Source organism: Streptomyces sp. CC0208 (assembly GCF_003443735.1).
GTDB classification, from domain to species: Bacteria; Actinomycetota; Actinomycetes; order Streptomycetales; family Streptomycetaceae; genus Streptomyces; species Streptomyces sviceus.
Map to the genome: position 1 here is coordinate 2,280,227 of NZ_CP031969.1, position 16,866 is coordinate 2,297,092.

General features: G+C 71.7%; 15 protein-coding genes. 5 read left to right on the forward strand and 10 right to left on the reverse strand.

The window, feature by feature from the left end; translation table 11 throughout:
- Positions 1-13 precede the first annotated feature (13 nt).
- The 3 genes from D1369_RS10275 to D1369_RS10285 all read right to left on the reverse strand — a co-directional run bounded on the left by D1369_RS10275 (position 14) and on the right by D1369_RS10285 (position 2,611).
- On the reverse strand, positions 14-310 hold the full coding sequence (locus tag D1369_RS10275) for a DUF4193 domain-containing protein (RefSeq protein ID WP_005481602.1): 297 nt from the start codon (positions 308-310) through the stop codon (positions 14-16).
- Positions 311-714: 404 nt separating this feature from the next.
- A complete protein-coding gene (locus tag D1369_RS10280; RefSeq protein WP_007385220.1) occupies positions 715-1,953 on the reverse strand; it encodes a HAMP domain-containing sensor histidine kinase in 1,239 nt (412 codons plus the stop codon).
- Between the two features lie 4 nt (positions 1,954-1,957).
- Positions 1,958-2,611: a response regulator transcription factor gene (locus tag D1369_RS10285; RefSeq protein WP_007385219.1), complete on the reverse strand. Its 654-nt coding sequence runs from the start codon at positions 2,609-2,611 to the stop codon at positions 1,958-1,960.
- Positions 2,612-3,025: 414 nt separating this feature from the next.
- Between D1369_RS10285 and D1369_RS42860 the strand changes: the two genes are divergently transcribed.
- Positions 3,026-3,196 (forward strand): hypothetical protein, encoded by a 171-nt coding sequence (locus D1369_RS42860; protein ID WP_162951008.1) that lies wholly within the window; start codon positions 3,026-3,028, stop codon positions 3,194-3,196.
- Positions 3,197-3,300: 104 nt separating this feature from the next.
- Here D1369_RS42860 and D1369_RS10290 read toward each other — a convergent pair whose 3' ends face one another.
- Together D1369_RS10290 and D1369_RS10295 are read right to left on the reverse strand one after the other, a co-directional pair.
- The gene (locus tag D1369_RS10290) at positions 3,301-4,116 is read right to left on the reverse strand and encodes an inositol monophosphatase family protein (RefSeq protein WP_118082421.1); all 816 of its coding nucleotides are present in this window, start codon (positions 4,114-4,116) and stop codon (positions 3,301-3,303) included.
- Positions 4,117-4,124: 8 nt separating this feature from the next.
- Positions 4,125-5,252 (reverse strand): ferrochelatase, encoded by a 1,128-nt coding sequence (locus D1369_RS10295; protein ID WP_007385215.1) that lies wholly within the window; start codon positions 5,250-5,252, stop codon positions 4,125-4,127.
- Positions 5,253-5,420: 168 nt separating this feature from the next.
- On the opposite strand from D1369_RS10295, the gene D1369_RS10300 reads away from it, so the two are divergent.
- From D1369_RS10300 to sepH, 3 genes are all read left to right on the forward strand, one after another.
- Positions 5,421-6,659, forward strand: a complete 1,239-nt coding sequence (locus D1369_RS10300; RefSeq protein ID WP_007385214.1) for an MFS transporter — start codon at positions 5,421-5,423, stop codon at positions 6,657-6,659.
- Complete coding sequence (locus tag D1369_RS10305) at positions 6,619-7,938, forward strand: D-arabinono-1,4-lactone oxidase (protein WP_007385213.1); 1,320 nt, start codon at positions 6,619-6,621, stop codon at positions 7,936-7,938. Before D1369_RS10300 ends, D1369_RS10305 begins: the two co-directional genes overlap by 41 nt.
- A 431-nt stretch (positions 7,939-8,369) precedes the next feature.
- Positions 8,370-9,404 carry a septation protein SepH gene (sepH, locus tag D1369_RS10310; RefSeq protein WP_037901639.1) on the forward strand — a complete coding sequence of 345 codons (1,035 nt, stop codon included), beginning with the start codon at positions 8,370-8,372 and terminating at the stop codon, positions 9,402-9,404.
- A gap of 58 nt (positions 9,405-9,462) precedes the next feature.
- On the opposite strand, the gene D1369_RS10315 is transcribed toward sepH, so the two are convergent.
- Positions 9,463-10,320 carry a sulfurtransferase gene (locus D1369_RS10315; RefSeq protein WP_037903698.1) on the reverse strand — a complete coding sequence of 286 codons (858 nt, stop codon included), beginning with the start codon at positions 10,318-10,320 and terminating at the stop codon, positions 9,463-9,465.
- A gap of 297 nt (positions 10,321-10,617) precedes the next feature.
- Here D1369_RS10315 and D1369_RS10325 point away from each other — a divergent pair, with 297 nt between their 5' ends.
- The gene (locus D1369_RS10325) at positions 10,618-11,409 is read left to right on the forward strand and encodes a VOC family protein (RefSeq protein ID WP_037901638.1); all 792 of its coding nucleotides are present in this window, start codon (positions 10,618-10,620) and stop codon (positions 11,407-11,409) included.
- 17 nt (positions 11,410-11,426) lie between these two features.
- Here D1369_RS10325 and D1369_RS10330 read toward each other — a convergent pair whose 3' ends face one another.
- Genes D1369_RS10330 through D1369_RS10345 form a run of 4 tightly spaced genes read right to left on the reverse strand, consistent with a single transcriptional unit; the run spans position 11,427 to position 16,817 of the window.
- A complete protein-coding gene (locus D1369_RS10330) occupies positions 11,427-12,086 on the reverse strand; it encodes a thymidine kinase (RefSeq protein WP_007385209.1) in 660 nt (219 codons plus the stop codon).
- A 49-nt stretch (positions 12,087-12,135) separates the two neighbouring features.
- Positions 12,136-13,335 (reverse strand): nucleotide pyrophosphatase/phosphodiesterase family protein, encoded by a 1,200-nt coding sequence (locus D1369_RS10335; protein WP_037903696.1) that lies wholly within the window; start codon positions 13,333-13,335, stop codon positions 12,136-12,138.
- Positions 13,335-13,922, reverse strand: a complete 588-nt coding sequence (locus tag D1369_RS10340) for a DUF5998 family protein (RefSeq protein ID WP_118083130.1) — start codon at positions 13,920-13,922, stop codon at positions 13,335-13,337. Before D1369_RS10340 ends, D1369_RS10335 begins: the two co-directional genes overlap by 1 nt.
- 51 nt (positions 13,923-13,973) lie before the next feature.
- Entirely contained in the window at positions 13,974-16,817 is a 2,844-nt protein-coding gene (locus tag D1369_RS10345; RefSeq protein ID WP_118082423.1) for a bifunctional GNAT family N-acetyltransferase/acetate--CoA ligase family protein, read from the reverse strand.
- Between the last annotated feature and the right edge of the window lie 49 nt (positions 16,818-16,866).

Sequence of the window (16,866 nt, forward strand, 5' to 3'; positions counted from 1 at the left end):
GCCCGACCCGCCCTCAGTCGCAGTCGCGGCAGATCGGCTGGCCGTTCTTCTCCCGGGCCAGCTGGCTGCGGTGGTGCACCAGGAAGCAGCTCATGCAGGTGAACTCGTCCTGCTGCTTGGGCAGCACCCGGACGGCCAGCTCCTCGTTCGAGAGGTCCGCTCCGGGCAGTTCCAGGCCTTCGGCGGCCTCGAACTCGTCGACGTCCACTGCGGACGTCGACTTGTCGTTCCTACGCGCCTTGAGCTCTTCAAGGCTGTCCGAGTCGACGTCGTCGTCGGTCTTGCGCGGGGTGTCGTAATCCGTTGCCATGTCGCTCTCCCCCTCTGGGTGTCTGCGGTGTCTCCAGCGCACGTAACGCGTGAGAGGCCGGACTTGTGCCCGACCCGAGGCGGAGATTTTGCCTCACATCAAGGTCTGTTACTCAATCGACACCCAACCGGACCCCTCTTGAGTGATCGGGTTGGATGGCGATCGGGACCGTACACGGTCCGAATCCCGCACTTCAAAGGCGTCTCACCGTGTACTTCCCGTGATCAGGACCCCTGAAAACCCGGAGTTTCCCGGCTTTCCGACAGAGTGCATGATCACGGAGAGTGGATGGTGGGAAAACCTCCCTTGTGATCGATCACACATGCGGCAGTCTTTACACTGCCCAGGAAATTCCGCGCAAAGCGAACATCCCTGTGTATCGATCCCGGTGCGGGGCCATGGTCTCAGACCGGAAGGGTGACTCGCATCACCAGTCCACCCCCTTCGCGTGGCTGAGCGGCGATGTGCCCGCCGTGCGCCCGTGCCACGGACCGCACGATGGACAGTCCGAGGCCGACCCCCTTGTCGCTGCCGGTGCGGTCGGCGCCGCGCAGCCGCTTGAAGGGCTCGAAGAGATTGTCGACCTCGTACGCCGGCACGACGGGACCCGTGTTGGACACCGTGAGGACCGCCTGGCCGTGCTCGACCGCCGTGGTCACCTCGACCCAGCCGCCCTCGGGCACGTTGTAGCGCACGGCATTCTGCACGAGGTTCAGGGCGACGCGTTCCAGCAGGACACCGTTGCCCTGGACCACCGCCGACTTCTGTTCGCCGCGGATCGCCACGCCCTTGGCCGCCGCCTCGCCGTGCACCTGGTCGACCGCCTGCTCGGCGACCTCGGCGAGGTCCACGGGCTTGCGCTCGACGATCTGGTTGTCGCTGCGCGCGAGCAGCAGCAGACCCTCCACCAGCTGTTCGCTGCGCTCGTTGGTGGCCAGCAGCGTCTTGCCGAGCTGCTGGAGCTCCACCGGTGCGCCCGGATCGGACAGGTGCACCTCCAGGAGCGTGCGGTTGATCGCCAGCGGTGTCCGCAGTTCGTGCGAGGCGTTGCCGACGAAGCGCTGCTGGGCCGTGAAGGCCCGCTCCAGGCGCTCCAGCATGTCGTCGAACGTGTCGGCCAGTTCCTTGAGCTCGTCGTCCGGGCCGTCCAGCTCGATACGGCGGGAGAGGTCGGAGCCGGCCACCGCGCGTGCGGTGCGCAGGATCCGGCCGAGCGGGGACAGGACGCGGCCCGCCATGGCGTAGCCGAAGGCGAAGGCGATGATCGCGAGGCCGAGCAGGGCCAGCAGCGAGCGGCTGAGGAGGTCGTCGAGGGCGTGCTGGCGCTGGTCGTTGACGCACTTGTCCATCGCCTTGTTCATGACCTCGGAGGTGCCGCTCGAGGGCAGGTTGCTGCAGATGTCGCTGGTGACATTGCCCGTGGTGATCTTGAAGGGCAGTTCGCTGCCGACGTTCAGCGCCTGGGCGGCGATCAGGTAGATGATCGACAGCAACAGGATGCCCGCGATCAGGAACATGCCGCCGTACAGCAGCGTGAGCCTTATGCGGATGGTCGGGCGCAGCCAGGGCAGCGGCGGGGCCGGCTTCCTGGGGTCCCAGGTGGGCTTGGGGGGCGCCTGGGGAGGCGCGGGAGTCGAGGCCACGGGATCAGATCCGGTAGCCCGAGCCGGGGACCGTGACGATCACCGGGGGTTCGCCCAGCTTGCGGCGCAGGGTCATGACGGTCACCCGCACGACGTTGGTGAAGGGGTCGGTGTTCTCGTCCCAGGCCTTCTCCAGGAGCTGCTCCGCGGAGACGACGGCGCCCTCGGAGCGCATCAGGACCTCCAGGACGGCGAACTCCTTCGGGGCGAGCTGGACTTCCTTGCCGTCGCGGAAGACCTCGCGGCGGTTGGGGTCGAGCTTGATCCCGGCGCGCTCCAGGACCGGCGGCAGCGGCACGCTGGTGCGCCGGCCGAGGGCACGCACGCGTGCCGTCAGCTCGCTGAACGCGAAGGGCTTGGGCAGATAGTCGTCGGCGCCGATCTCCAGGCCCTCGACGCGGTCGCTGACGTCACCGGAGGCCGTGAGCATCAGCACGCGCGTGGGCATGCCGAGTTCGACGATCTTGCGGCAGACGTCGTCGCCGTGCACCAGGGGGAGGTCACGGTCGAGGACGACCACGTCGTAGTCGTTGACGCCGATGCGCTCCAGGGCGGCCGCGCCGTCGTACACGACGTCGACGGCCATGGCCTCCCGGCGCAGTCCGGTGGCCACCGCATCGGCGAGCAGCTGCTCGTCCTCGACGACGAGTACGCGCACGTCGCTTGTCCTTCCTGTGTCCACCCGCGTAGCGCGCCTCAGGAACGCGCGGGCAGGGGTCCGGGTGAGTGTTGGCCTCCATCCTGCCCTTTTCGGTCATAAGTCGGCTGTAAGGCGGGTGAGGGGCGGCTGAAAGACGGGTCGGAGAGCGGGAATGCGGGATTTTCTCTCGCGGTTGAGGTTTCCGTCGGAGGGAGCGGGGGGAGGACGGCTTTACACCCCGCGATCACGCTCTGCATGTGCCGTACCACCATGCGGCACGGCTCCGTCCGCTTCCGCAGAGCGGGCGTGGGTGTCCGGCACCGTCGCCGCCCGGCCTGGGCAGCGCTGGGCACCCGCAAGAGACGTGATCGCCCCTTCCGAACGGCACACCCCCGTGCCACCGACCCACGACCCAGGACGAGGGGGCGCAGCATGGACGCATTCACCGCAGGACTTCTGCAGCGCATAAGGGCGACCGAGACCGACCTGACGCGGGCTCGTGACGAGGGCGACGACTTCCTCGTCGAGGTGGAGCAGGGCGAGCTCGACGACCTGCGCCGCCTCGCCGCCGAGCACGGTGTGGAGGTCAGTGTCGCCGTCTGATCGGCTTCGCGGCACGACAGCGGGCCCCCGGCGAATCCAGCGCCGGGGGCCCGCTGCGTCGGTGTACGGGCCTGTTCACCTGGTGTTCGCCCGCAGTCGACCGGTCAGTCGTGCCAGGCCCCGAAGTCCTCCAGGAGCTGCTGGAGGGGCTCGAAGACCCCCGGGGTACCGGCGACGGTCAGGGCGGGGTTGGGGCGCTCTCCGGGGCGGCCGCCGGTCAGGGCGCCCGCTTCTCGGGCGATGAGGTCGCCCGCCCCGTAGTCCCAGGCGTTCAGGCCCCGCTCGTAGTAGCCGTCCAGGCGGCCCGCGGCCAGGTCGCACAGGTCGACCGCCGCCGAGCCGCCGCGGCGGATGTCGCGCAACAGGGGGATCATCTTCCGGGCCACCTCGGCCTGGTGGGTGCGGACCTCGGTGACGTAGTTGAAGCCGGTCGACACCAGGGCCTGCTCCAGGGGCGGCGCCGGGCGGCAGGCCAGCCTGCGCTCGCCCTCCCACGCGCCGGTGGCCCAGGCGCCCTCGCCGCGGACCGCGTGGTACGTCTCGCCGCGCATCGGCGCCGCGACGACCCCGACGACGGTCTCGCCGTCCTGCTCGGCGGCGATGGAGACGGACCAAGTCGGCAGCCCGTAAAGGTAGTTGACCGTCCCGTCGAGTGGGTCGACGACCCAGCGGACGCCGCTGGTGCCCTCGGTGGCGGCCCCCTCCTCGCCGAGGAAGCCGTCGTCCGGGCGGTGCTCGGAGATCAGGCCGGTGATCAGCTTCTCCGCCGCGATGTCCATCTCGGTCACCACGTCGATGGGGCTGGACTTGGTCCTGGCGACCGCGAGGTCGGCCGGGCGGCCGTCGCGCAGCAGGGCGCCGGCGCGCCGGGCGGCCTCCTGGGCCAGCCGAAGCAGTTCCGCGTGCAGGGGGTCGGTCACGGGGCTCCTCACGCGTACGGGCTGTCGACGCCCGCGGCGGCGGGCTTGGGGGCGCGGGCCGGGCAGCAGCCGACCGGGCAGACGTTGTGGCCGGCGCCCAGCGCGCCGAGGGCGCAGGGCGTGACCTCCTGACCGCGCTCCACCGCGGCCCGCTCCAGGACCAGGTCGCGGACAGCGGCGGCGAAGCGGGGGTCGTCGCCGACGGTCGCCGAGCGGCGCATCGGCAGGCCGAGCTCCTCGGCCTTGGCCTTGGCCTCCGTGTCGAGGTCGTAGAGGACCTCCATGTGGTCGGAGACGAAGCCGATGGGCGCGATCACCACGGCCGGGACGCCGGACGCGTGGCGCTCCTCCAGGTGGTCGCAGATGTCGGGCTCCAGCCACGGGATGTGCGGGGCGCCGGAGCGCGACTGGTACACGAGCTGCCAGGGGTGGTCGACGCCGGTGCGCTCCCGGACGGCGTCGGCGATCAGCCGGGAGACCTCCAGGTGCTGCGCGACGTACGCGCCGCCCTCGCCGTGGCCCTCCACCGGTCCGGAAGTGTCCGCGGACGCGTTCGGGATCGAGTGGGTCGAGAAGGCGATGTGGGCGCCGTCGCGGACGTCCTCGGGGAGCTCGGCGAGGGACGCGATCACCCCGTCGATCATGGGCTCCAGGAAGCCGGGGTGGTTGAAGTAGTGCCGCAGCTTGTCGATCCGCGGCGGCTCCAGGCCCTCGGCCTGAAGGGCCGCCAGTGACTCGGCGAGGTTCTCGCGGTACTGGCGGCAGCCCGAGTAGGAGGCGTAGGCGCTGGTGGCGAGGACCAGGACGCGGCGGTGGCCGTCGGCGACCATTTCGCGCAGGGTGTCCGTGAGGTAGGGCGCCCAGTTGCGGTTGCCCCAGTAGATCGGCAGGTCCAGGCCGTGCTCCGCGAAGTCCTTGCGCAGGGCGTCCAGCAGGGCGCGGTTCTGGTCGTTGATGGGGCTGACCCCGCCGAACAGGAAGTAGTGCTGACCGACTTCCTTCAGGCGTTCCTTGGGGATGCCACGCCCGCGCGTCACGTTCTCCAGGAACGGGACCACGTCGTCCGGGCCCTCCGGGCCTCCGAACGAGAGCAGGAGCAGGGCGTCGTAGGGGGTGGCGTCGAGCGCGTCTCGCATGGGTCGATCCTGTCATCCGGTACTGACAGGCGGGAAACGGCGGGGTGACCGGCTGGGTTCCCGTCCGTCCCGCAGGGTGCGCCGGAGCCCCGCGCCCGTAAGCTGTATGAGTCGCATTCGCGCCTTACCGCCACCCGAGCCGCTGCTCACCGGCCGACCGGAGACCCTGTGCCCAGCCCTTACCGCGCCCTGTTCGCCGCCCCCGGCTCCAGGACTTTCTCCGCCGCGGGCTTCGTCGGCCGGATGCCGCTGTCGATGATGGGCATCGGCGTGGTCACGATGATCTCCCAGCTCACCGGCAGGTACGGCCTGGCGGGCTCGCTGTCGGCCACCATCGCGCTGGCGGCCGCGGTGATCGGGCCGCAGGTCTCCCGGCTGGTGGACCTGCACGGTCAGCGGCGGGTGCTGCGCCCGGCGACCCTCGTCGCGCTGGTGGCGTCCGCCGGGATACTGCTCGCCGCGCACTTCCGCTGGCCGGACTGGGTGCTGTTCGTGTGCGCCGTCGGCATCGGCTCGGTGCCGAGCCTCGGCGCGATGATCCGCGCGCGGTGGGCGGCCCTGTACAGCGGCACCCCGCAACTGCACACCGCGTACTCCTTCGAGTCGGTGATCGACGAGGTCTGCTTCATCTTCGGGCCGATCCTCTCCATCGGGTTGTCCACTGCCTGGTTCCCGGAGGCGGGTCCGCTGCTCGCCGCCTGCTTCCTGGCGGTCGGCGTGTTCTGGCTGACCGCGCAGCGGGCCACCGAGCCGGCCCCGCACCCGCGCGGGCAGGACGGCGGCCGTACGGCACTGCGCGCGCCGGGTCTGCAGGTCCTGGTGGCCACCTTCGTGGCGACCGGGGCGATCTTCGGGGCGGTGGACGTGGTCACCGTGGCCTTCGCCGACGAGCAGGGCCACAAGGGTGCCGCGAGCCTCGTGCTCGCGCTCTACGCGGCGGGCTCGTGCGTCGCGGGTCTCGTGTTCGGCCTGTTGCACTTCAGGGGACGGCCCGAACCTCGCTGGCTGCTGGGCATATGCGCCATGGCCGTGAGTATGATCCCCCTCCTACTGGTCGGAAACTTGCCGTTTCTGGCCGTGGCGCTGTTCGTCGCGGGCCTGTCCATCGCTCCCACGATGATCACGACGATGTCGCTGATCGAACAGCACGTACCACGCGCGCAACTGACCGAAGGCATGACCTGGATCAGTACGGGGCTCGCGGTCGGGGTCGCGCTCGGCTCCTCCGTGGCCGGCTGGGTGATCGACGCGGCCGGTGCGCGTGCCGGGTACGGGGTTCCGGCGGTGTCCGGGGCCGTCGCGGTCGCGGTCGGTTTCCTGGGGTACCGCCGGCTCAAGAGGCCGGTTCCACGTCGGGGAGGCAGCGTTGAGCACGGCAGCGAGCGCGAAGAACGGCACGTGGCGTAACTGGGGCGGCAATGTCGCCGCGCGTCCCGCGCGGGAGGTCACGCCTGCCTCGGTCGACGAGCTGGCCGCCGCCGTGCGGAAGGCCGCCGAGGACGGTCTCAAGGTGAAGGCCGTCGGCACCGGCCACTCCTTCACGTCGATCGCCGCGACCGACGGTGTGTTGATCCGCCCTCAACTGTTGACCGGCATCCGCAACATCGACCGGGACGCCATGACCGTCACGGTGGAGGCCGGCACCCCGCTCAAGAGGCTCAACGTGGCTCTCGCGCGTGAGGGCCTGTCGCTCACCAACATGGGCGACATCATGGAGCAGACGGTCTCCGGAGCCACCAGCACCGGCACCCACGGCACGGGCCGCGAGTCGGGCTCGATAGCCGCCCAGATCAAGGGCCTTGAACTGGTCACGGCCGACGGCTCGGTGCTCTCCTGCTCCGAGAAGGAGAATCCCGAGGTCTTCGCGGCCGCCCGGATCGGTCTGGGCGCGCTCGGCGTCGTCACCGCGATCACCTTCGCCGTCGAGCCGGTCTTCCTGCTCACCGCCCGCGAGGAGCCCATGAGCTTCGACAAGGTCACCAGCGCCTTCGACGAACTCTGGGCCGAGAACGAACACTTCGAGTTCTACTGGTTCCCGCACACCGGTTCCACCAACACCAAGCGCAACAACCGCAGCGCGGGCCCGGAGAAGCCGGTGCCGCAGCTCCAGGGCTGGTTCGAGGACGAGTTCCTCTCCAACGGCGTCTTCCAGGTGGCCCAGTGGGTCGGCCGCGCGGCGCCGGGCACGATCCCCTCGATCGCAAGGATCTCCAGCAAGGCGCTGTCCGCGCGGACCTACACCGACATCCCGTACAAGGTCTTCACATCGCCCCGCCGGGTGCGGTTCGTGGAGATGGAGTACGCCGTCCCGCGCGAGGCCGTGATCGAGACGCTGCACGAACTGAAGGCGATGGTCGACCGGTCCGGGCTGCGGGTCAGCTTCCCCGTGGAGGTGAGGACCGCGCCCGCCGACGACATCACGCTGTCCACCGCCTCGGGCCGGGACAGCGCGTACATAGCCGTCCACATGGTCAAGGGGACGCCGTACCAGGCGTACTTCACGGCGGCGGAGCGGATCTTCACGGCGCACGAGGGACGCCCGCACTGGGGGAAGGTGCACACGCGCGACGCCGAGTACTTCGCCGGCGTCTATCCGCGCTTCGGCGAGTTCACCGCGCTCCGGGACCGCCTCGACCCCGACCGTCGCTTCCAGAACGACTACTTGCGCCGGGTGTTGGGGGCATAAGCGAACGGTTGCCGGACATAAGTCCGAAGCCAATAGTTCCGTTTCTGGTGATTCCGTGAAGTACACCACGTTCAAGATCGCGGAATCCGCTCAACGAAGGGCCGGGCAGCGTTTCTTGAACGAAGTTGAGTGGCGCGCCAATCCACGCACGTGGCCCAAATGGAGTACTGTTGCGAGCCCTGGGTCCGGTCTCCCGCCAGGGCGTCCGTGGCCTTCAAGGGCGGCCGGGAGGGGGCTAGTTGCACAGGGTGACGGAGTTGGTCACTTAGCGTTGCGAATAGGTAACCGTGCCATAACGGCGTTCCAGGGCCAGTGCCCGACACGCCGGGCAACTCGGCAAGGTTGTGGCAGGCTGCACCCGGGCAGGCCACACTCGACTAGCGGAAGCAGCGACGCACGTGACGTCGGCAGGCACCACCCGGGAGGTCCCCATGCCCGAACTGCGTGTCGTGGCCGTCTCCAATGACGGCACACGGCTGGTGCTGAAGGCTGCCGACTCAACGGAGTACACGCTTCCGATCGACGAGCGGCTGCGCGCAGCGGTGCGCGGCGACCGTCCCCGCCTCGGTCAGATCGAGATCGAGGTCGAAAGCCATCTCCGTCCCCGCGACATCCAGGCGCGTATACGCGCGGGTGCCACCGCGGAAGAGGTAGCCCAGCTCGCAGGTATCCCCGTAGACCGTGTACGGCGCTTCGAGGGCCCCGTGCTCGCCGAGCGCGCCTTCATGGCCGAACGAGCCCGCAAGACCCCGGTCCGCCGGCCCGGCGAGAACGCCGGGCCGCAGCTCGGCGAGGCCGTGCAGGAGCGGCTGTTGCTGCGCGGCGCCGAGAAGGACACCGTCCAGTGGGACTCGTGGCGCCGTGACGACGGCACCTGGGAGGTGCTGCTGGTCTACTGCGTCGCGGGCGAACCGCACTCGGCGAGCTGGACCTACGACCCGCCCCGGCGGCTCGTCCAGGCCGTCGACGAGGAGGCTCGCTCGCTGATCGGCGAGTCCGAGGACCTCGGCGCGCCGGAGCCCAGCTTCCCGTTCGTGCCGCGGATCGCACGGCTGCCGCGCGACCGTCCGCTGGACCGCGCCCTCGACCGGCCGAGCCTGCCCCCGGCCGAGTCCACCGAGGAGGCCGTCGCTGAACGGGACTCGCTGACCAGCCTGTTGGAGGCCGTACCGAGTTTCCGGGGCGACATGGTCGTACCGGAGCGGCCGTCCGAGACGGCGAGCATCGAGGAACCGCCCGCGCTCGAGGAGGAGCCCGAGGTGGAGGAGCCGCCGGCCCCCGCGGCCTCGGCCGGTTCCGCCTACGCGGACGTCCTCATGCCGCGTTCGGTGGCCAGCCACCGCGACCGCCTCATCGGCGCGACCGACCGCCAGGCCGAGGCCGACGGCGTCCGCCCGGGGCGCAGAGCGGCGGTCCCGAGCTGGGACGAGATCGTGTTCGGCACGCGGCGGAAGAAGCAGGAATAGCCGGTCCTACGGCTGTGAGGGCCCGCCTCCGACGGAGGCGGGCCCTTTCGCCGTGTGCCTACTGGGGATCCGGGCCCACCGCGACCGGTCGCTCCGGGTCCGAGGACCACTCCGACCAGGAACCGACGTACAGCGCCGCCGGGATGCCCGCGACCGCCAGGGCAAGGACCTCGTGGGCGCCGGAGACGCCGGAGCCGCAGTAGACGCCGACCGTCGTGTCCTCGGTGGCGCCGAGGGCCTTGAAGCGGGCGTTCAGCTCCTCGGGAGGCAGGAAGCGGCCGTCCGGGCCGACGTTGTCCGTGGTGGGCGCGGAGCGGGCGCCCGGGATGTGGCCGCCGACCCGGTCGATGGGCTCCACCTCGCCGCGGTACCGCTCCCCCGCGCGCGCGTCGAGCAGCACACCCGCGCGGGCCAGCGCCGCGGCCGCGTCGGCGTCGAGCAGACCGGCCGCCGCGGGCACCGGCTCGAAGTCGCCCTCGGCGAGAGCCGGACCCGGCACGGAGGACTGCAGCGGTCCCTGCCAGGACGTCAATCCGCCGTCGAGGACTCGCACATCCGGGTGACCCGTCCAGCGCAGCAGCCACCACGCGCGGGCGGCCGCCCAGCCCTGTCCGCCGTCGTACACGACCACCGGCGTACCCGAGGAGACACCCGCCCGGCGCATCGCGGCGCCGAACTCCGCGAGGTCGGGCAGCGGGTGCCGCCCGGCGCTGCCGGCCGGCCCGGCCAACTCCCGGTCCAGGTCTACGTAGTGGGCGCCCGGGAGGTGCCCGGCCGCGTACTCGGCCCGGCCGTCGAAAGGCGGCTCGCCGGCCGCCTTGGCCACGCTCAGCTGCCAGCGGACGTCGAGCAGGACGGGCGGGTTCGGGCCCGCCAGGACGCTCGCGAGTTCGGATGCGGAGATGATGGCGTTCATGGCCACCATCCTCGCGCACGGGGTGGCCGCGTCGTCCATGTCCGGCTACTCTGCTCCGCCGGACAGGCCCGGTCACCAGGCGTACGGGAACGGGCACCTGCTGTACAGCCGATCGACATCCGTCGGCCATCGCGCGGCAAGGGTCAGGCAGCCGCGGGACAGGCACCCTCCCGGCACGGGAGGCCGTGCGGCGGCGCGCCCGGAGCGCGCCGCGCCGCGGGTGGTGCGAGCATCGGCTCGGAGGTCCGGACAGCGGACACGAGACGGCCACCGCGAGGGGCCGGGGAGAGAGTGACGATGACCGAGGCAAGGGGGTCGGCCGCCCCGCCCGCTCGGCACACGCCCGGTACGCCCTGCTGGGTGAGTCTGATGGTGCACGGGCTCGCCGCGACCCAGGAGTTCTACGGATCGCTGTTCGGCTGGGAGTTCGTGCCGGGCCCGCAGCAGCTCGGGCCCTACGTCCGGGCCCTGCTGGGCGGCCAGGAGGTCGCCGGGATCGGCCAGCTGCCGCCGGACCGCCATCTTCCGGTCGCCTGGACGCCCTACCTCGCCTCGGACGACATCGACCTGACGGCCGAGTCGGTACGGCTGTGCGGCGGCACGGTGGGAGTGGGCCCGCTGGACGCCGGGGACGCCGGGCGGCTGGTGATCGGCTCCGACCCGTCCGGCGCCGTCTTCGGCGTGTGGCAGGCCGCGGCCCACCTGGGCACCTCCGTCGCGGGCGTACCGGGCACTCCCGCCTGGCACGAACTGCTCACCTTCGAGACGGTGAGCGTCGCCAAGTTCTACGAGACGGTGTTCGGTTGCGAGGGGGAGCCGGTGGCCTCCGCCGACCTCGACTACGTCGCCCTCCACGCCGGCGGCCGTCCCGTCGCCGGCCTGCACGGCGTCGGCCACGCGCTCCCCCGCGACCGGGGGCCGCACTGGATGACGTACTTCGAGGTGGCCGACGTGACCGCTTCCGCCCGCCTGCTCACCGACCTGGGCGGGCACGTGCTGGCACCGCCGCACGACAGTCCGCACGGCAGTGTGGCGACGGTGGCGGATCCGGAGGGGGCGCGTTTCTCGTTGATCGAGAACCCGCGCTGAGACCCGACGGCCTCGGGTCAGAAGCGCGCCCCGGCCGGCGGGACCGGCAGGACGTCCGGGGACAGCGCGGCCGCGCGTGCGGTGCCCGCGGTCATACGGCGGCGGTGGTGCCGGCGGCACAGGACCTCGTAGCCGATGTCGTCGGCCTGGTTGACGTCGCCGACGACCACCTGGGCGCCCTCGACGACCATCTCACCGCCCACCGTACGGGCGTTGTGCGTGGCCCGGGCGCCGCACCAGCACAGGGCCTCGACCTGGAGGACCTCGACCCGGTCGGCCAGCTCCACCAGGCGCTGGGAGCCGGGGAACAGCTTGGAGCGGAAGTCGGTGGTGATACCGAAGGCGTAGACGTCGAGGTCCAGGTCGTCGACCACGCGGGCGAGTTGGTCGATCTGCTCCGGCGCGAGGAACTGCGCCTCGTCCGCGATCACGTAGTCCGCGCGGCCGCCCTGGGAGAGGTGGTCGACGAGGTAGGCGTACAGGTCCTGGCCGTCCTCGACCTCGACCGCGTCCGTGACCAGACCGAGCCGCGAGGACAGCTTGCCCTCGCCGGCCCGGTCGTCCCGGGTGAAGATGATGCCCGTCAGGCCACGCGCCGAACGGTTGTGCTCGATCTGGAGAGCCAGCGTGGACTTCCCGCAGTCCATGGTTCCGGAGAAGAACACCAGCTCGGGCATGGGTGGTCGAGCACCTTTCGGTTTCTGCGGCGGAAGGGCCGGATCGGCTTCAGGAGCGTACTTCGAGCAGCGGGACGAGCTGCTCGGCGGGGGTCATCGAGCCGTGGTTGCCGACCATCGCCGACTCCTTCGGCTCCCGCTCGGAGGCGATGAGCAACACGTCGTCGCGGGCGGCGGCGACCACGTCGCCGATCCGGTCGTACACCCGCTCGTCGAAGTGGTCCGGCGGCCCGAACCAGCCCGCCGCGATGGCCTCGTCCCGGGAGGCGACCCAGAACTGCTCGCCGAGGACCTCGCGCCAGCAGGTCAGCACATCGCCTGCGGCGCCGGGTACCGCGTAGACATGGCGGGCCCGGCCCTCGCCGCCGAGCAGGGCGACCCCGGCGCGCAGTTCCCAGTCCTCGTCGAAGTCGATGCGGTGCTGCTCGTCGAAGGGGATGTCGATCATTCCGTGGTCGGCGGTGACATACAGCGCGCTGTGCGGCGGCAGTTGCTCGGCGAGGCGCTGGACGAGGCGGTCCACGTACATCAACTGGGAGCGCCAGGTGTCGGAGTCGACGCCGAAGCGGTGTCCCGCGCCGTCGACCTCGGCGTAGTACGTGTAGACCAACGAGCGGTCCGCTGCGGCGAGTTGCTCGGCCGCGAGGTCCATGCGCTCCTCGCCGGACAGCCGCCCGTGGAACGTCCCGCCGCTGAGCGCGACCTTGGTCAGCGGGGTGTTCTGGAAGGTGGGCGAGGAGACCTGGGCGGCGTGCACCCCGGCCCGGTCGGCGAGTTGGAAGACGGTGGGGTACGGCTGCCAGACGTGCGGCTTGGTCCACGGCTGCCAGCGCAGCTGGTTCATCAGCTCGCCGGTGGCCGGATTGCGCACGGTGTAGCCCGGCAGGCCGTGGGCGCCGGGCGGCCGGCCGGTGCCGACGGAGGCGAGTGAGGTCGCGGTGGTCGCCGGATAGCCGGTGGTCAGGGGGCGGCCGGTGCCGCCGCGCGAGCTGGCCAGCAGGGAGGTCATGAACGGCGCCTCGTCCGGGTGCGCCTTCAGCTGCTCCCAGCCGAGGCCGTCGATCAGGAACACGCAGTTCCGGTCGGCGGGGGTGAGCTCGTGGATCGCGGCGGTGGTGCCCGGTACGGCCATGCCGGCGGCCAGGGTGGGCAGCAGGTCGGCGAGGGAGCCGCTGCCGTACTCGGGGACGGGCGCGGTGTCGAGGGCGAGGGGTTCCGGGTGGTCCCAGGCGGAGACGGGCTGCACCATCAGTGGGTGACGTCCGCTGTGGCCTCGGAGATGGCCTGGGCGAAGGCGAGCGCCTGGCGCACGGTGTCCGGGCCGTCCCCGGCCTCGCTGACGCGCAGGCTGAGGTCGTCCGCCGTGGAGCTGCCGGTGTAGCCGTGGTCCGCCTCGCAGTTGGGGTCGCCGCAGGCGGCGGGCTCCAGGTCGATGCGGGAGACGGCGCCCCAGCCGATGGTCAGCACGACCTCGCGGGGCAGGGTGCCCGGCTGGTACTGCTCCGGGTTCGCGACGACCCGACTGACCACGACCGACGAGATCCGGCCAAGCTTCACGGACTCCGTGGAGGTGGTGGCGTACGGCGTCGGGGACGTGGTGTCCGCGGCCTGTTCGTCGGTGTGGCTCACGATGAAGCGGTTGCCGGTGAGGACGAGCACGGTCACGTGCCGCCGCACCTCGTTCTGGTCGAACGTCGTCTCCTGGTGGACCAGGTACGACCGGATGGGCTCGCCGCCCACGGCGGCCTCCACCGCCTCGGCCACGAGGGCCGGGTAGTAGCCGCTGCGCTCGATCGCCGCACGCAGCCCCTGGGTCGTCGTACTGGTCTTGGCCATGCCGTCCATCCTACGGTGGCGCGCTGACTGCGAGGCACCGCTCGCCGCCGCTCAGTACGCGGGAAGGGTCCGCGGGCCGAGGTCGTCGCGGGCGGGCGGCGGCGCGAGCCGTACGGAGGCGCCGAGGACGCTCAGGCCGCGCGGGGCGACGACGACCGGCTCCAGGGTGACCGCTACGACCTCGGGATGGTCGTCGACCAGCCGGGACACCCGCAGCAGGAGCTCCTCCAGCGCGGGTGTGTCGACCGGGGTGGAACCGCGCCAACCGAAGAGGAGCGGAGCCGTCCGGATCGAGCGGACCAGGGTCGCCGCCTCCCGGTCGGTGACCGGAATCAGCCGGTGCGCGGTGTCGTCGAGCAGCTGTGAGGCCGCCCCGGCCAGTCCGAAGGACAGCACGGCGCCGGCGGCGGGGTCGATGACGGCACGGATCACGGTGTCGACCCCGCGCGGGGCCATCCCCTGCACGACGGGCCGCAGTTCGTCGGGCGGGCCGAACAGCTCGGTCAGCTCGGTGTACGCCCGTCTCAGCTGCTCCTCGTCCGCGAGATCAAGGCGTACGCCACCGAGGTCGGCGCGGTGGCGCAGGTGCGGGGCGGTGGCCTTGAGGGCGACCGGGTAACCGAGGGCGGCGGCGGCCTCGACGGCGGCGTCGGCGGTGGCGGCGGGCAGGGCGCGGTGGACCTGGATGCCGTACGTGGCGAGCAGCTCGCAGGTCTCCTCGGTGCCGAGGGTGAGTCCCTGCCCGCGCGTGAGCAGGCCGTCGATCAGGGCCGCGGCGCCCTTCTCGTCGATGTCCGCGTCGATGGACTCGGGCACCTTGCCGGGCTCGGCGGCCTCCCTGCGCCACTGCGCGTACTGCACGGCGTCGGCGAGGGCCCGCACCGCGCGCTCGGCGGCGGGGTAGGCGGGGATGAGGCGGTCGCTGTTCCCGGGCTCGGGCGGCTGCGCGGGGGCCTGCGTGGCGCGCAGCCGGTCCAGGGCGCGGAACGGGTGGTCGGCACGGATCCTCGGCGGGCCCGCGGCGGCCTGGGGCGCGGTGCTGGTCGCCGCCGACAGGGCCTCCGCGAGGCCGCCGAGCTCGACGTGGACCACGAGGACCGGCTTGCCGGGGACCTGTTCCGCCGCGGACCTGAGCGCCTCGGCGAGGGCGGCGTCGCCTGCGGTCCCCTCGCCGACCGCCGGGATGGCCGTCACGATCACCGCGTCGCAGGAGTCGTCGGCCAACGCGCGCGCGAGAGCCGCGTGGAAGTCCTCGGGCACGGCCGCGGTGGTGAGGTCCAGCGGGGTCGACGGCCTCAGCCCCTCGGCCACGCACGCGTCGTAGGTGAGCAGGCCGAGCGACTCGGAGTTGCCGAGGATCGCCACCCTGGGTCCGCCGGGCAGCGGCTGGCGGGCCAGCAGGAGGCCGGTGTCCACGAGTTCGGTGATGGTGTCCACCTGGATCACGCCGGCCTGCCGGAGCAGCGCGGACACCGTGGCGCGCGGCAGGCGCGTGGCGCGGACGGCGTGGCCCTGCGGGGTGGTCCCCGAGCCCTGCACCACGACCAGGGGCTTCGCCGCCGCCGTACGCCTGGCGAGGCGGGTGAACTTGCGGGGGTTGCCGATGGACTCCAGGTACATGAGGACGACGTCGGTGTCCGGGTCGTCGTACCAGTACTGAAGGACGTCGTTGCCGGAGACGTCGGCGCGGTTGCCGGAGGAGACGAAGGTGGAGACGCCGGTCACGCCGGTGACGCCGCCGCCGCGCCGGTGCAGCCGGGAGAGCAGGGCGACGCCGATCGCGCCCGACTGGGCGAACAGGCCGATCCGGCCGGGGCGGGGGGTCTCGGGGGCCAGCGAGGCGTTGAGGCGGACGTCCGGGTTGGTGTTGATGACCCCGAAGGCGTTCGGGCCGATGATCCGCATGCCGTACGCGCGTGCGTGCCGCACGAGTTCGCGCTGGCGCTCGCGCCCTTCGGGGCCGCTCTCGGCGTACCCGGCGGAGAGCACGACGAGCCCCTGGACGCCATGTGCCCCGCACTCGGCGACGACCTCGGGGACGTGCTCGGCCGGTACGGCGAGGACCGCGACGTCGACGGGGCCGTCGATGTCCCCCACCGAGCGGTGTGCGGGGATGCCGTCGAGGTCCTTCTGCTCCTCGGGGAACGCCTTGTTCACGGCGTACAGGCGACCGGTGAAGCCGTAGTCCCTGATGTTGCCGAGCACGCTGCGGCCCACACCGCCGGGAGCCCGTCCGACGCCTACGACGGCGACGGACCCGGGGGTGAGCAGCCGCTGCACGGACCGCGACTCGGCGCGCTGTTCGCGCGCGTACTGCACCGCGAGCGAGCGGTCGGTGGGCTCCAGGTCGAACTCCAGGCGTACGACGCCGTCCTCGAAGCTGCGCTTCTGGGTGTACCCGGCATCGGTGAACACCTTGATCATCTTGACGTTGGCGGGCAGCACCTCGGCGGCGAAGCGCCGGATGCCGCGCTCACGGGCGACGGCCCCGATGTGTTCGAGGAGGGCGGAGGCCACACCGCGCCCCTGGTGGGCGTCCTGCACGAGGAAGGCGACCTCGGCCTCGTCGGCGGGAGCCGAGGCGGCCATGCCGTCGGCGCCGATGCGGTCGTAGCGTACGGTGGCGATGAACTCGCCGCCGACCGTGGCGGCGAGACCCACCCGGTCCACAAAGTCGTGGTGCGTGAAGCGGTGGACGTCCTTGGCGGACAGGCGCGGGTAGGGCGCGAAGAAGCGGTAGTACTTCGACTCGTCCGAGACCTGCTCGTAGAAGCTGACCAGGCGATCGGCGTCGTCGACGGTGATGGGCCGGATGCGTGCGGTGCCGCCGTCGCGCAGCACCACGTCGGCTTCCCAGTGGGCGGGGTACTCGTGCCGGTCCGACGCGCTCTGCATGGGCCCCAGCGTACGGCTCGCGTACGACAACGGCGCGAGGCAGTCTGTG